The sequence below is a fragment of the Ramlibacter sp. genome (assembly GCF_035554825.1).
GTDB lineage: Bacteria > Pseudomonadota > Gammaproteobacteria > Burkholderiales > Burkholderiaceae_C > Ramlibacter.
The window spans coordinates 1-12,943 of sequence record NZ_DATMHS010000177.1 but is presented as its reverse complement, the minus strand read 5'-3'; the positions used below and the strand labels follow the sequence as shown (position 1 = coordinate 12,943).

General features: G+C 70.7%; 17 protein-coding genes. 9 read left to right on the top strand and 8 right to left on the bottom strand.

The window, feature by feature from the left end; all coding sequences use genetic code 11:
• On the bottom strand, positions 1–1,290 hold a 1,290-nt coding region (locus VNT59_RS21855; protein WP_325502116.1), incomplete at its 3' end, for a 2-hydroxyacyl-CoA dehydratase family protein.
• A gap of 13 nt (positions 1,291–1,303) precedes the next feature.
• Positions 1,304–2,479: a 2-hydroxyacyl-CoA dehydratase gene (locus VNT59_RS21850; RefSeq protein ID WP_325502114.1), complete on the bottom strand. Its 1,176-nt coding sequence runs from the start codon at positions 2,477–2,479 to the stop codon at positions 1,304–1,306.
• Positions 2,480–2,678: 199 nt separating this feature from the next.
• Between VNT59_RS21850 and VNT59_RS21845 the strand changes: the two genes are divergently transcribed.
• Positions 2,679–2,906 carry a hypothetical protein gene (locus VNT59_RS21845; protein ID WP_325502112.1) on the top strand — a complete coding sequence of 76 codons (228 nt, stop codon included), beginning with the start codon at positions 2,679–2,681 and terminating at the stop codon, positions 2,904–2,906.
• 21 nt (positions 2,907–2,927) lie between these two features.
• Positions 2,928–3,455 (top strand): adenine phosphoribosyltransferase, encoded by a 528-nt coding sequence (locus tag VNT59_RS21840; RefSeq protein WP_325502110.1) that lies wholly within the window; start codon positions 2,928–2,930, stop codon positions 3,453–3,455.
• Positions 3,456–3,461: 6 nt separating this feature from the next.
• Here VNT59_RS21840 and VNT59_RS21835 read toward each other — a convergent pair whose 3' ends face one another.
• Positions 3,462–3,734 (bottom strand): KTSC domain-containing protein, encoded by a 273-nt coding sequence (locus VNT59_RS21835; protein WP_325502108.1) that lies wholly within the window; start codon positions 3,732–3,734, stop codon positions 3,462–3,464.
• A gap of 117 nt (positions 3,735–3,851) precedes the next feature.
• On the bottom strand, positions 3,852–4,133 hold the full coding sequence (locus VNT59_RS21830; protein WP_325502106.1) for an HU family DNA-binding protein: 282 nt from the start codon (positions 4,131–4,133) through the stop codon (positions 3,852–3,854).
• A gap of 261 nt (positions 4,134–4,394) precedes the next feature.
• Here VNT59_RS21830 and VNT59_RS21825 point away from each other — a divergent pair, with 261 nt between their 5' ends.
• Complete coding sequence (locus VNT59_RS21825) at positions 4,395–5,234, top strand: Rossmann-like domain-containing protein (protein ID WP_325502105.1); 840 nt, start codon at positions 4,395–4,397, stop codon at positions 5,232–5,234.
• Positions 5,235–5,300: 66 nt separating this feature from the next.
• Here VNT59_RS21825 and VNT59_RS21820 read toward each other — a convergent pair whose 3' ends face one another.
• Positions 5,301–5,504 (bottom strand): hypothetical protein, encoded by a 204-nt coding sequence (locus VNT59_RS21820; RefSeq protein ID WP_325502103.1) that lies wholly within the window; start codon positions 5,502–5,504, stop codon positions 5,301–5,303.
• 144 nt (positions 5,505–5,648) lie between these two features.
• The gene (locus VNT59_RS21815) at positions 5,649–6,353 is read right to left on the bottom strand and encodes a lipoyl protein ligase domain-containing protein (RefSeq protein ID WP_325502101.1); all 705 of its coding nucleotides are present in this window, start codon (positions 6,351–6,353) and stop codon (positions 5,649–5,651) included.
• Positions 6,354–6,618: 265 nt separating this feature from the next.
• On the opposite strand from VNT59_RS21815, the gene VNT59_RS21810 reads away from it, so the two are divergent.
• From VNT59_RS21810 to VNT59_RS21800, 3 genes are all read left to right on the top strand, one after another.
• On the top strand, positions 6,619–6,954 hold the full coding sequence (locus VNT59_RS21810; protein WP_325502099.1) for a hypothetical protein: 336 nt from the start codon (positions 6,619–6,621) through the stop codon (positions 6,952–6,954).
• A gap of 67 nt (positions 6,955–7,021) precedes the next feature.
• A complete protein-coding gene (locus tag VNT59_RS21805; protein ID WP_325502097.1) occupies positions 7,022–7,558 on the top strand; it encodes a DUF488 domain-containing protein in 537 nt (178 codons plus the stop codon).
• Positions 7,559–7,655: 97 nt separating this feature from the next.
• Positions 7,656–8,864 carry a serine hydrolase gene (locus VNT59_RS21800; RefSeq protein WP_325502095.1) on the top strand — a complete coding sequence of 403 codons (1,209 nt, stop codon included), beginning with the start codon at positions 7,656–7,658 and terminating at the stop codon, positions 8,862–8,864.
• A gap of 17 nt (positions 8,865–8,881) precedes the next feature.
• Here the strand turns inward: VNT59_RS21800 and VNT59_RS21795 are convergent, their stop codons facing one another.
• Positions 8,882–9,184 carry a hypothetical protein gene (locus VNT59_RS21795; RefSeq protein WP_325502093.1) on the bottom strand — a complete coding sequence of 101 codons (303 nt, stop codon included), beginning with the start codon at positions 9,182–9,184 and terminating at the stop codon, positions 8,882–8,884.
• 303 nt (positions 9,185–9,487) lie between these two features.
• Here VNT59_RS21795 and VNT59_RS21790 point away from each other — a divergent pair, with 303 nt between their 5' ends.
• Positions 9,488–10,771 (top strand): O-acetylhomoserine aminocarboxypropyltransferase/cysteine synthase family protein, encoded by a 1,284-nt coding sequence (locus VNT59_RS21790; protein WP_325502091.1) that lies wholly within the window; start codon positions 9,488–9,490, stop codon positions 10,769–10,771.
• Between the two features lie 48 nt (positions 10,772–10,819).
• Here VNT59_RS21790 and VNT59_RS21785 read toward each other — a convergent pair whose 3' ends face one another.
• Complete coding sequence (locus VNT59_RS21785; protein ID WP_325502089.1) at positions 10,820–11,425, bottom strand: DUF924 family protein; 606 nt, start codon at positions 11,423–11,425, stop codon at positions 10,820–10,822.
• Between the two features lie 179 nt (positions 11,426–11,604).
• Between VNT59_RS21785 and VNT59_RS21780 the strand changes: the two genes are divergently transcribed.
• Together VNT59_RS21780 and VNT59_RS21775 are read left to right on the top strand one after the other, a co-directional pair.
• Positions 11,605–11,856, top strand: a complete 252-nt coding sequence (locus VNT59_RS21780) for a hypothetical protein (RefSeq protein WP_325502087.1) — start codon at positions 11,605–11,607, stop codon at positions 11,854–11,856.
• A 121-nt stretch (positions 11,857–11,977) separates the two neighbouring features.
• The coding region (locus tag VNT59_RS21775) for an amidohydrolase (protein ID WP_325502085.1) at positions 11,978–12,943 on the top strand (966 nt) is incomplete at its 3' end.

The following is a 12,943-nucleotide window of genomic DNA, read 5'->3' as shown; positions in this document are numbered from 1 at the left end:
CTGCTGCAGCGATTCGAAGAACGCGTCGACCCGGTTCTTGATCTGCGCGTCGGACCAGTAGCGCGGATCGATCAGGTCCGACTCGACATAGAGGCTGGGGATGTTGAAGCGCTGGTTCAGGTAGTTGCGCGTGTCGGCCATGCCCGAGGAGACGAAGCGGCAGCTCTTGATGCCGTGGAACACCACGCCGTCGACGTCGTAGTCCTTGATCTGCTGCGCCAGCCGCTCGTGGGCGAAGAACTGGTTGGACAGGCCCCGCTGCGCCGCCAGCGCCGAGATCTCGGCCAGGCTCTCCAGCGGGCGCGAGGTGTCGTAGACCATCTCGCCCGCGTCCATGCCGCCGGCGGCGAACGTGAGGTAGTCGGAATACGCGAACACGCCGCCCCAGGACTCGAACAGCTCGACCAGCCGGCGCATCGAGACGTAGCACGGCGTGCCCGAAAACAGCAGCCGGAAGCGCTCCTGCGCGACCCGCCCTTCGCCGCGCGCCACCTTGGCGCGCAGCTGCTCCTCCAGCCGGCGCATGTACTCGACGCCTTCCTCGGTGCCGCGGTACACGTTCATGATCCCGATGTAGGTGAGGCCGTCGAGCATCGCGTTGTACGGCGCCGGGCACATGCGGTTCAGGGCCATCACGTTGTTCCAGTGATGGACCATCCGGTTGACGCGGTCCTGGACCTCGGCCAGTCGGTCGAAGCTGAAGCGCTGGCCCGTGATGTCCTCGCAGCGGGCGATCAGGTGGCGGAACTGCGCCTCCACCCACTGGGCGTCGGCCATGTGCTGGGCGTCGCCGCGGCGCACCTGCCAGTTCGAGCCGCGCTGGCCCGGCAGGTCGAGCGTGAAGGTGGGCGTCTTGAGCATGCGTTCCCAGATCTCGCCCCACTTGATGAACGTGCTGCACATGTTCGAGGTGATGGCGATGTCGGCGTGCGGGATCGTTCCCGCCGGGTGCTTCTGCTGGCGCAGGATCAGGCCGACGTCGGCCTTGACGTAGGAGCAGACGTCGGGCGAATAGCCGTAGTCCTCGGACTCGCGCAGGTACTCTTCGGAGACCTTCTTGACGCCGGTCTGCAGCGAGTTGATCTCCGGGAAGACCAGCTGGAAGTCGAAGGTGCGCAGGATCTCGATCGCGTTGCCCATCACGAAGACGTTGGCGACCTTCTGGCCGCGGGCCCTGGCCTGCTCCAGGTTGGCATACCAGGCCTTCATCAGGCGCTGGCCCTCGGCGATCGGGTTGAATTCGCCCGCCGGCGCTGGCGCGGCGGGCCGTTCGAGTGTGGCGATGGTCATGGGCTGGCTCCTCTCAGGCGGTGGCGAAGAGCAGGGATTCGGCGAAGGTCTCGAGCTGCATCGCCATCTGCTCGAACGAGGTCATCTTTTCCTCGAACTCGAGGACCAGGTACTGCACGCCGACTTCGTCCAGGTGCTTGGACCAGGCGACCTGCTCGTCCAGCCCGGGCTCGCAGAACTTGGCCGCCGTCACGATCGCCGCCTCGGCGCGGCTGGCGGCGATCATGTCCATCAGGTAGCCCTCCTTGGTCTTGCGCTCGTCGTGCTGCACCGGACTGGCGGCCGAGCGCTGGATGAAGCTCTCGGCCAGGGCCCAGATCGGGTCGCCGTTGCCCGGCACGTCGCCGGTGATCCAGCGCAGGCCGATCAGCAGGTCGTCGTCGACCACGTAGCAGTTGTCGTCAATGGCCTCCAGCATCTCCAGCGGCGGCTGCTCGCAGAACCCGCCCACGAACACCACCCGCGGCTTGTCCTGGGCCTGCCGGTTGCGCGCGCGGATGCCGGCGATCGCGCGTTCCAGCAGCTCGTTGTGCGCCTCGCAGGGAATGCGGGTGCGGGCGCGCACCAGCAGGTAGGACTCGGTGCAGCTCACCTTCCACGGCTCGTCGCGCCGGATGGCGTACAGCTCGCGCAGCAGCGCGCGGTTGCGGTTGTAGGCCCGGATGCTGGCGCGCAGCTTCTCGTCGCTGGCTTCCTGGCCCGACTTGCGCTCCAGCTCGCCGCGCAGCCGCTGGTACTCGGCCGCCACGTAGCGCATGGCACCGGGCGTGTTCGGGTTCTGCGGCAGGTACAGGATCTGGGCCAGCTGCTCGGGAAAGTTGCGGGCCCAGATCCCGGCCAGGTGCTTGGCCGCGTCGCAGATCGGATGGGTGATGAAGCCCTTGAGCGGCCGGAGCGAGCCGTTGAGCCCCAGCTCGGAGGTCGAGCGGCAGATCGAGCAGATGAACGAGCCCATGTGGGCGTCCGCGTGCTTGAGCTCGAGCTTGTTGCCGCCGCCCAGGACGCCCACCGGCAGCAGGCCCGCCGCATGCGCGATTTCCTCGGGGAAGTAGACCGGAAAGTGCCCCAGCGTGCCGCTGAAGCCGTCAGGCAGCGCGTCGTCACCGGGCACGGGCGACTGCCTGAGGCTGTTGCAGTACTCGAGGATCTCGTCCAGCTCGGCGTCGCTGCCTGGTCCTTCTGTCTCCATGCTCGTCTCCTGTCGTGGCGGTCAATAGACGCATTTCGGTACCGGAATACGTATATTGCCCCAGAGGCGCTCCCCGATTTCTTGATCTGCGTCAAATGTTCATTCGATGTACACCTTCTGGACGGCGCCGGCCCGGGCCGGCCGAGGCCCCGGCCGGCGGTGGACAATGCGTCTTTCACCACCTCCACGGAAGACCGTCTTGGCACGTCCCTCCCCCTGGCCCGACAAGGTCATCGCGCTGCTGCGCACCGGCAACCCCGCGGCCGCCATCGCCCAGATCAAGGTGGCGCCGGGCGTCCGTGAGCTGCGGGCGCTGGAAAAGGCGCTGGCCGCCGCCCAGCTGTCGGGCAAGTGGGCCAACGTCGATACCGCGATCACCGAAAGCCTGCAGGCGCTTTCCGCCCCGCGGCTGCACCGTTCGCCCTGACACCGGTCGGAGCCATCTCCCATGACAATCAAATCGCGCATTCGCACCGTACCGCACTACCCCAAGCAGGGGGTGATGTTCCGCGACATCACCACCTTGCTGAAGGACCCGGTGGGATTCCGGGTCACCATCAACGAGTTCGTCAACCGCTATGCCGCGGCGAAGGTCGACAAGATCGCGGCCATCGAGTCGCGCGGCTTCATCATCGGCTCGGCCCTCGCCTACCAGCTGGGCGTCGGCTTCGTCCCGGTGCGCAAGAAGGGCAAGCTGCCGGCGCCGACCGTCGGGCACGACTACGAGCTCGAATACGGCACGGACCGCATCGAGATCCATGTCGACGCCATCGACAAGGGCGACCGCGTGCTGCTGGTCGACGACCTGATCGCCACGGGCGGGACGGCCGAAGCCGCCGTCAAGCTGATCGAGTCGATGGGCGGCAGGATCGTCGAGTGCTGCTTCGTGATCGATCTGCCGGAGCTCGGCGGCCGCCGGCGCTTGACCGCCTGCGGCCAGAAGGTCTTCGCCCTCTGCGAATTCGAGGGCGGCTGACCGGACTCAGTCGTCGTCGCCGAACAGGTCGCGCAAGGTCTTGCCGCCGCCCGGCTCGGCGCCCGACTTCGCCGGCGTTCCCTTGGGATATTCCTCGGCGATCCGGTCTTCCCAGTAGGTCGCCGGGTTGGGCGCGCTGCACAGCCGCCGGTACACCTCCTGCGGCACGTGCTTGTAGGCCAGGACGGTCTGGTTCTCCCAATGCAGATCGAGCTTCCGGGCGTCAGGGTCGTACACCGCCTTGCGGATGCGGCCGCTGGTGAACACCTTGGTGGGCATGGCTGGAACTCCTTGGCCGCAACAGATGCGAGCTCCTGCATTGTGGCGCGCGGGCGTCCGCCTGCTGACACAACTCACACTCCGACGCAAATACGCCGGCCCGCGAGCACGCGCTCCTCAGGCGGGTTTGTTCAGCGAGGCCTTGAGGGCGGTGCCGGGAACGAACCGGACCGAGCGCGAGGCGGCGATGGTGATCGGCTGGCCGGTCTGCGGATTGCGGCCGCTGCGCTCGGCGCGGTCGCTGGCCTTGAAGCTGCCAAAGCCGGTGATCGCGACTTCCTCGCCCGATGCGATCTCGCGCGAAATGATCTGGGTCAGTGCATCGAGTGCGCGGGCGGCGGCTGCCTGGGATTCACCGGTTGCTTGCGCCAGGGCTTCGATCAGTTCGGTTTTCTTCATTGCTGTTCAACAGTGACAAGGGCGCAGAGTGTACGGCCTGGCGCCGGCCGATGCACCGCTGGGCGCGTGTCGGTTTGCGACAGTGTCCGCCGCAAGCGCGACGGTGCCGTCCGGCGCGCCGCCGCGGCCGGCTCCGCGGCGCGGGTCCTTCCGATGGCGCCGCGGCCGCCCGGACCGGCGGCTATGATCTGCCCAGCCCGCCGCACGGCCGCTGCGCTCGCCGGCGCCCCGGCCCCACAACCAACGAGGAGCACCGCCACCATGGACGTCGCGCACGAACTGCTGGCCCTGCTCGAACGTGTCGCGGCGCGGACCGCCCTGCCCCGTGTTCGCGGGTTGCTGCTGCCGCCGGCGGCGGCGCCGAGTTCGATCGCCGGCGAGTTCTGCGCCATCGAGCTGGACGACGGGTCGCTGGGCCTGAGTTACGTGCTGCTGGACGAATCGACTCGGCGCCTGGTCGCCGAGCGCGGCGACGCCAGCCTGGGCCTGGCCGGCGCCGACGCGCTGGCGGTGGCGCGCTGGTTCGGCGAGCAACCGGGCGCGCGCCGCGCGCTCGGCTTTGCGGCCATCAACGCCCTGACGCGGTGCCTGTTCGACCGCGCCGGCTTCGTGCCCGGCCCGAGCGGCGACTCGATCGGCATGCTGGCGCCGCGGCCCGGCGACCACATCGGCATGATCGGGCTGTTTCCGCCGCTGGTGCGACCGATCGTGCAGGCCGGCGCCAGGCTGACGGTGGTGGAGCTCAGAAGCGAACTGGCCGGCGAGGGCGAGGGCTATCGCGTCACCACCGACCGCCACGCGCTGGCGACCTGCAGCAAGGTGATCGCCACCAGCACGCTGTTGCTGAACGGAACGCTGGACGCGATGCTGGCGGCCTGCTCCGGCGCGCGCAGCTTCGCGCTGATCGGCCCCGGCGCCGGCTGCCTGCCGGACCCGCTGTTCGCCCGCGGCGTGACGCTGGTCGGCGGCACCTGGATCACCGATCCCGGCGGCTTTCGCGCGGCACTGGCCGCCGGCACGCCGTGGACCGCGGCGGCCCGCAAGACCGCCATCCGTCGCGATGACTACCCGGGCATGGGCGCCCTGCTCGCCCGGCTCTAGCCCGCGCAACGGCTGAGCCGCGCCCGCGCGCCTGCGCCCAGCGCCCGCGGCCCCCCGCCACGCCGGTCACACCGAGTGCCGGAAGCCCTGCACGACATCGGCGGTGGTGCGGATGAAGAATCTCGGCACGGCGGTGGCGGCCTGCACCGCCAGGAACACGGCGCACACCACGGCCAGGGTGACGAGCCAGAGAATGCCGGTCGCGGAGTCTCCGACGATCCGGTCGAGTTTCATGAATTCCGGGTTGTGCGGGTCGAATGGTCTGAGCATGTCAGTTCTCCCAGCCACCTGTATACGCCTCTATTGGCCTCCCTTTTTGACCAAATCGCAATGGCGCGCCGAAATCTCCGAGTGCCGTACTGCGGTAGGGCGCGGCCACGCGCGGCGCCGCCGCTCAGGGGCGGCCTGCCGCGCTCAGCGGCTCCATTCGGGCGAGCTGCCGAGCGCCTGCAGGAGTTCGCGGCGAAGCGCGGGCGGGCTGACGGCGGCCCCGCTGGAACTGGGCGCCCCCAGCGCCCAGTCCGGGGTCCCGAGGTGGGCCCAGCCGAGCAGCTCCCACGGCACCGGGCCCAGCAGCAAGCCGGCGCTCAGCAGCGTGCCCCACTTGCCGCGCGACTGCGCCAGCCCCAGCAGCTTGCAGCCGGCCGCATCGGTGAGTTCGCCGTGCGACAGTCCGGAAAAACAGACCCAGGTGATGCCGGCCCGCGCCGCCAGGTCCTTGTGCCGCGCCATCGCCTCGGGCGTGGCCTCCTGGCACGGGACGCCCAGGGCGCCCAGCGCGCCGGCCCATGCCTGGCCGAACCGGCGGAACGCACCCACGATGCCGGCCTGGCCGACCGCGGACTGCGGCGGCAGCAGCAGCGCCGCGCCCACCATCCACGGCCCCGCCAGCACGGCGCCGCCGCCGCTGCGTCGCTGCACGACGGTCGCGCCCCGGTCCCGCGCCCGCTGCACCGCGTCGGCGGCGGGACGGGTGCTGCGTCCGTAGATGATCGCGGGCGCCGCGTACTCGATCCAGGCCAGCTCCGGCCGCCCGATCCCGGCAGCGATGCGTTGGGCGATCCACTCCTGCTCCGCTTCGGCGGACCCGAGCATGCAACTGTCGAAGGTGGCGTTCATCGCGTTCCGTCCGGCCCCTCCTGCGCGGTTGCGATGCCGCTTCGCCGATGGCGTCGGCGCGCCCGGCATCGGAGGGGACTGGCGCCGAGTGTACGTGCGGCCCGGCCCCTTCCCCGGCGGGTAGGACAAGCGCCTGCGCTTGCCGGCGCCGCCGCTGACAGCGCGTGCTGCAAGCTTCCTCACAACTGGCTCGGCCGTGCGAGCGTAGGTTCGACGCGTGGCGCACGCTGCCACGCATTCCATCATCAATCCAGGAGCATCTGCCATGAAGAAGAACACGACCTTTGCCAGCCTGATCGCCGCCGCCGCCCTTGCCGCCGGCGGCGTGGCGCTCGCGCAGTCGACGTCCAATGCCCCGAGTTCGACCCCGGGCGCCGGCTGCACGGCGACGGCCAACGCCATGCGCGGCGGCAATCTGGGGGGCAGCGCTTCGTCCACCGCGTGCACGACCCAGGCCAGCGCCAACACGGCTGCGGCCCCGGCCACCACCGCCACCGAACCTGCGACGCGCGGCGGCATGGCCGCGTCGACCGGCATGGGTAACGCCGGCGCCCCGACCGGCGGCGCGCCGATGCGGGTGGCGCGCGCCGACCGCAACTGAGGGAGCGGCCGGGCAGCAGGGGCCGACGGCGCCCCGCCCTGCCCTGCCGGCACGGGTGGTCCCTGCCATGCGCTCGAAAGGCACCGTGTGGACCATCGGGCACTCCACGCGCAGCGCCGACGACTTCGTGGCGGCGCTGGTCGCGCATCGAATCGAAGCGATCGCCGACGTCCGCCGGTTTCCCGGCTCGCGGCGGCACCCGCAATTCGGCGGCCCGGCGCTGGCCGCGACCCTGGCCGATCACGGCATCGACTACGCGTGGCTTTCGAAGCTCGGCGGCAGGCGCCGGGGCGGGGCCGGCCCGCAGCATCTGGGATGGCGCAATCCTTCCTTTCGTGCCTATGCGGCTTACACCTGGACCGAGGAATTCGCCGGCGGCCTCGACGAGCTCCTGTGCATCGCGGGCGGTCGGCATACCGCGCTGATGTGTTCCGAGCTGCTGTGGTGGCGCTGCCACCGTGCGCTGATCGCGGACGTCCTGCGCTTCGTCGGATTCGAGGTGATCCACATCCTCGGGGCGGGCGCCGGCGCGGCTCATCCCTACACCGCGCCGGCGCGCATCGTGGCCGGAGAACTGCTCTATCCGGCCGAGGACTGCTGCTGACCGGCCGCCGGGCGTCCATCGGCGCGGCGGCATACGCTGGCGGACCGAGGCTGCATCGTGTCCAATCCGGTCGGTCCGTCCCGCGCCGGAGTCCCGCATGAAGCTTCAGAAGATCGCCCTCGGGGTGCTGGCGGCCATCGCCGTCGCCGGCAGCGCCGGCTGGTTCAGCCTCGACCGGGAAACGCGCGGGCTGCTGGCGACGCTGCCGACCAACCGCGACCTCCTGTTCTGGAGCGAACCGCAGCGCGATGCCGCCTTCCGCGCCCTCGATCGGCTGCCCTTCCTGGCGAAGTGGCGCGTGGTTCCGGCCGGTGGCACGCCGACGCCGCTGCCGCCGGGGCCGCCGCTCAAGTTGCCGCTGGACGTCGCCAGCTACATGGCCGGCCAGCGCAGCGCGGCCCTCCTGGTCGTCCACGACGGCCAGCTGCGCCTGGAGCGCTACGGCCTTGGTTTCGACGGCAGCGGCCGCTGGACCAGTTTTTCGGTCGCCAAGTCCATCACGTCGACCCTGGTGGGCGCGGCGATCCGGGACGGCCACATCCGGAGCATGGACGACAAGGTCAGCGAATACATCCCCCAGATGAAGGGGTCGGCGTACGACGACGTGAGCATCCGCCAGCTGCTCACCATGACCTCGGGCGTCCGCTGGAACGAGGACTACGCCGACCCGAACTCGGACGTGGCCCGCTTCAACAACCACCGGCCCGACGACGGGGTGGATGCGCTGGTGAGCTACCTGCGGCGCCTGCCGCGCGAAGCGCCGCCCGGCACGCGCTGGCACTACAGCACCGGCGAAACCAACCTGGTGGGCATCCTCGTCAGCCAGGCGACGAAGCGCCCCTTGGCCGCCTACCTGTCGGAGAAAGTCTGGGTGCCGGCCGGCATGGAGCAGCAGGCCACCTGGCTCCTCAGCCGCACCGGGCAGGAGATCAGCGGCTGCTGCCTGCAGGCCGCGACGCGGGACTTCGCCCGCTTCGGGCTCTTCATCCTGCACGGGGCGCGTGCCGGCGGCCGGAGCATCGTGCCCGAGGGCTGGCTGGCCGAGGCCACCACCGGGCGCACCGGCATCGGCCAGCCGGGCCGCGGCTACGGCTACCAGTGGTGGACCTATGCCGACGGCAGCTACGCCGCGATCGGCATCTTCGGCCAGGGCATCTTCATCGACCCCAGGCGCAGGATCGTCATCGCCTCCAACGCCAACTGGGCCGGCGGCGCGCGGGACCGCACCGCCAGCCAGGCGCGCGACGCCTTCTATCGCGCCGTGCAGCAGGCCGTCGATGACGAGGCGCGTGCGGCGTCACGCTGACGCCGGCGTGGCAACGGTCAGTGGCAGCCGCAGTGGCCGGCGCACCGCTTGTCCATCACGCAGTCGATCGGCGTCAGGCAGGGCCGGTCTTCCTTGCGCTCGCCACGCAGCGCCGTGGCCGGCACGCGCAGCAGCGATCCGTGCGCGCCGAACCGGCTGAGCGTGGCGGCCGCGACGGCGGCAATGCTCTCGGCCAGCGCGCCCCGATGGTCGCCCTGCGCCGCGCCGGCGACGGACAGCTTGCGCCGCTGCGACGGATCGAACCAGGCGACGACGCTGAGGAACGTGATGACGGCGACGAGAAGAACAAGGTAGAACATGACAACGGCCCGCGCGATGAAAGCCCGAGTCTGGCCGGCGCGTGCGCGCCCGTATTGATCCGAATCAGCCGCGGCCGGCCGCCAGGCGCCGCGGCGGCGGGTGTTGCGCCAGATCAAGCGGCGGGGTCCCCGCAGCCGGCGCCGCCCCTGGCACGTGACCGGCGCGGCGCCGTCGCCGCGGGCCCGACCTTCGCATAAGCAACTGACCAGTTTGTCTTTGGACCGGGCGCCGCTTGCGCGTACCCTTGGCGCTTTTGCGCGCGACCGGCGTCTGTCCGCCGGCGACAACCAGGAAGCCATACCATGACCCAAGGCTGGAAATTCGAGACCCTCTCCGTCCACGCCGGCTATTCGCCGGACCCCACCACGCGCGCCGTGGTGCCGCCGATCTACCAGACCGTGGCGTATGCGTTCGACTCGGCGCAGCACGGTGCCGACCTGTTCGACCTGAAGGTCGAGGGCAACATCTACACACGGATCATGAACCCCACGCAAAGCGTGCTGGAACAGCGCGTCGCGGCGCTGGAGGGCGGGGTGGCCGCGCTCGCGCTGGCCTCGGGCATGGCCGCGATCACCGCAGCGATCCAGACCATCGCCGAGGCCGGGGACAACATCGTCTCGGCCAGCACGCTCTACGGCGGCACCTACAACCTGTTCGCGCACACGTTCCCGCAGCAGGGCATCGAGGTGCGCTTCGCCGATCCGGCGCTGCCGGACAGCTTCGGCCGGCTGATCGACGAGCGGACCAAGGCGATCTTCTGCGAGTCCATCGGCAACCCGCTGGGCAACGTCACCGACATCGCCGCCCTGGCCAAGGTCGCGCACGACCACGGCGTCCCCCTGATCGTCGACAACACCGTGCCCAGTCCCTACCTGCTGCGCCCGATCGAACACGGCGCCGACATCGTGGTGCACGCGCTCACCAAGTACCTCAACGGCCACGGCAACAGCATCGGCGGGGCGATCGTCGACAGCGGCAAGTTCCCCTGGGCCCGGCACCAGGCGCGCTTTCGCCGCCTCAACGAGCCCGACGTCAGCTACCACGGCGTCGTGTACACGCAAGCGCTCGGGCCGGCGGCGTACATCGGCCGGGCCCGGGTGGTGCCGCTGCGCAACATGGGGGCGGCGATCTCGCCCTTCAATTCATGGCTGGTGCTGCAGGGGATCGAGACGCTGGCGCTGCGGATGGACCGCATCTGCGACAACGCCCAGGCGATCGCGGAGTTTCTCCAGCAGCAGGAGAAGGTGGAGTGGGTCAGCTATGCCGGGCTGCCGCAGCACCCGCAGCATGCCCTGGCCCAGAAGTACCTGGGCGGCCGGGCCTCGGGCATCCTGACCTTCGGCCTGGCCGGCGGCCGCGAGGCCGGGGCGCGCTTCCTCGACGCGCTGAAGCTGTTCACGCGGCTGGTCAACATCGGCGACGTGCGATCGCTGGCCACCCATCCGGCGTCGACGACGCACCGCCAGCTTTCGCCGGCAGAACTGGCGCGGGCCGGGGTATCGGAGCAGACGGTCCGCCTCTCGATCGGCATCGAGCACATCGACGACCTGCGCGCCGATCTCAAGCAGGCCATCGAGGCGGCCTGAACCCGACCCCGACGGCCCCGGAGGAGCATCCCTGCTCGGCCACAACATCTACGTCGGAGGCGAGGAACTGCGCCGGCGCTGACCGGCGCCCGCCGGCGACGCCAGCTGCCCGCCGGAGAAGCCGCCCGCCGCGAGGAAGCGCTCCTCCTCGGGCGTGCTCGGACGGCCCAGCGCCTGGTTGCGGTGCGGAAAGCGGCCGAAGCGCGCGACGACATCGCGGTGATGCCGGGCCCAGCGCAGGGACTCGCCGCCCAGGGCCTCGTTGAGGGCCACGCAGCGCTCCAGGTCGGCCAGCAGCTCGGAGTGCATGAACGGCAGGTAGAAGAACTGCCGCAGTTGCGCCGCGACGGCGCGGTCGAAGCCGCGGCCGATGGCCGCATCGGCCGCCGCCCGCGCCAGGGCATCCGTGGCGTACACGCGTGCGGTGCCGCGAAAGGCGTTGCGCGGGAACTGGTCCAGCAGCAGCACGAGGGCCAGCGCGCCTTCCGCCGTTTCCCCCCAGTCGCCCAGCCGGCCGGCGGCGGCCGCCTCATGGGCCGCGAGGCAACAGCCGCGAAAGCGGGCATCGAAATCATCGTCGCGCCGGAACCAGCGGCCGGGGCCGGCACGTCGCCAGAAGCGCACGACCTCGCCGGGTGCTGCGAACTTGTCCATGCGGCAAGGGTAAGGGAAGACAGCCGGCTCGGCGGCGCGCAGCGTCCCGGTCCGGCGGGTTCGTCGCCTGCCTCAGCAGTTCGTCGCGTGCCCCGGCAGTTCGTCGCAAGCCGCTCGAACTGCGCGCAGCCCCGACCTAAAGTTCGCTTCATCGAGCCAGCCGGCTCCTGGAGGACACGATGAACACCATGACCACCGCCCCGCAACCCCTGCTGTCTGCCCCGTTTCGGCTGGCCGCCGCCATCGCCGCGGCAGCCGTCCTGGGACTGTCCTGGATGGCCGCCCGGGATGCCAGCCACGAAGCCGTCCAGACGGCGGCGGAGGCGTTCTCGCGCAGCACGGCGCAGGTCATCCTGCCGCCGGTGGAGATCGTCGGGCGTCGCGAACCGGCCGGCACGCGGCCCAGCCGCACCGGCGCCGCCGTCTCCTGAGCTGCGGTCGCCAATGGCCCCACGCGCCCGGGACGGCTCAGCGGCGCGGACAGCGCGGCGCGCGCCGAGCGACTAAGATCGTTGCGCCAGCGCCGCGCCTCCTGCGCCGCCCTGCGCGCGAATGCAAACACCCCCGGACCTCTCACCCTCCATCGGCAAACTGATCTCCCTGCGCCGCGACCTGCACGCGCATCCCGAACTGAAGTTCGAGGAGTCGCGCACGTCCAGCCGGATCGCCGCCTGGCTGCAGGCACTGGGGCTGCCGGTGCACCGCGGCCTGGGCGGCACCGGCCTGGTGGCGACGTTGCGCGGCAGCGGGCCGGATGCGCATGATCCGGCGCGGGCACTGGGCCTGCGCGCCGACATGGACGCGCTGCCGGTGCAGGAGATCAACACCTTCGACCACGCCAGCACCTACCCGGGCCGGATGCACGCGTGTGGCCACGACGGCCACACCGCCATGCTGCTGGGCGGCGCCACCTTGCTGGCGCAGCGGCCGGATTTCAACGGCACGGTGCACTTCATCTTCCAGCCGGGTGAGGAAGGCGGCGCCGGCGCGCGCCGGATGATGGAAGACGGCCTGTTCGAACGGTTCCCGGTGCGCGCGGTGTTCGCGCTGCACAACTGGCCGGCGCTGCCGGCCGGGCAGATGGGGGTGCGGGTCGGTCCCATCATGGCCTCGGCCAACCGCTTCGAAATCCGCATTCGCGGCCAGGGCGGCCACGCCGCGCAGCCCCACACCACCGTCGACCCGATCCCCGTCGCCTGCGCCATCGTCGGCCAGCTGCAGACGCTGGTCTCGCGCGGCGTCGATCCGCTGGACAGCGCCGTGCTCACCGTCGGCAAGATCGAGTCGGGGACCGTGGAGAACATCATCCCGAACGAAGCCTTCATCTACGGCACCTGCCGCACGCTGGGCGAGGCGACGCTGCGCCAGCTGATCGAAGGCATCGAGCGCGTCGCCGGGCACGTGGCGCAGGCCCATCGCGCCAGCGCCGAAGTGATCATCAAGCCGGGCTATCCCACCACGGTGAACCACCCCCGCGAGGCGCGCTTCATGGCGCAGGTGATGCGGGACGTGGTGGGC

Bases quoted from the DNA above. Each gene is read 5' to 3' on its own strand.
- VNT59_RS21850 (WP_325502114.1), bottom strand. From the start codon at position 2,479: ATGGAGACAGAAGGACCAGGCAGCGACGCCGAGCTGGACGAGATCCTC.
- VNT59_RS21840 (WP_325502110.1), top strand. From the start codon at position 2,928: ATGACAATCAAATCGCGCATTCGCACCGTACCGCACTACCCCAAGCAG.
- VNT59_RS21835 (WP_325502108.1), bottom strand. From the start codon at position 3,734: ATGCCCACCAAGGTGTTCACCAGCGGCCGCATCCGCAAGGCGGTGTAC.
- VNT59_RS21830 (WP_325502106.1), bottom strand. From the start codon at position 4,133: ATGAAGAAAACCGAACTGATCGAAGCCCTGGCGCAAGCAACCGGTGAA.
- VNT59_RS21825 (WP_325502105.1), top strand. From the start codon at position 4,395: ATGGACGTCGCGCACGAACTGCTGGCCCTGCTCGAACGTGTCGCGGCG.
- VNT59_RS21820 (WP_325502103.1), bottom strand. From the start codon at position 5,504: ATGCTCAGACCATTCGACCCGCACAACCCGGAATTCATGAAACTCGAC.
- VNT59_RS21815 (WP_325502101.1), bottom strand. From the start codon at position 6,353: ATGAACGCCACCTTCGACAGTTGCATGCTCGGGTCCGCCGAAGCGGAG.
- VNT59_RS21810 (WP_325502099.1), top strand. From the start codon at position 6,619: ATGAAGAAGAACACGACCTTTGCCAGCCTGATCGCCGCCGCCGCCCTT.
- VNT59_RS21805 (WP_325502097.1), top strand. From the start codon at position 7,022: ATGCGCTCGAAAGGCACCGTGTGGACCATCGGGCACTCCACGCGCAGC.
- VNT59_RS21800 (WP_325502095.1), top strand. From the start codon at position 7,656: ATGAAGCTTCAGAAGATCGCCCTCGGGGTGCTGGCGGCCATCGCCGTC.
- VNT59_RS21795 (WP_325502093.1), bottom strand. From the start codon at position 9,184: ATGTTCTACCTTGTTCTTCTCGTCGCCGTCATCACGTTCCTCAGCGTC.
- VNT59_RS21790 (WP_325502091.1), top strand. From the start codon at position 9,488: ATGACCCAAGGCTGGAAATTCGAGACCCTCTCCGTCCACGCCGGCTAT.
- VNT59_RS21785 (WP_325502089.1), bottom strand. From the start codon at position 11,425: ATGGACAAGTTCGCAGCACCCGGCGAGGTCGTGCGCTTCTGGCGACGT.
- VNT59_RS21780 (WP_325502087.1), top strand. From the start codon at position 11,605: ATGAACACCATGACCACCGCCCCGCAACCCCTGCTGTCTGCCCCGTTT.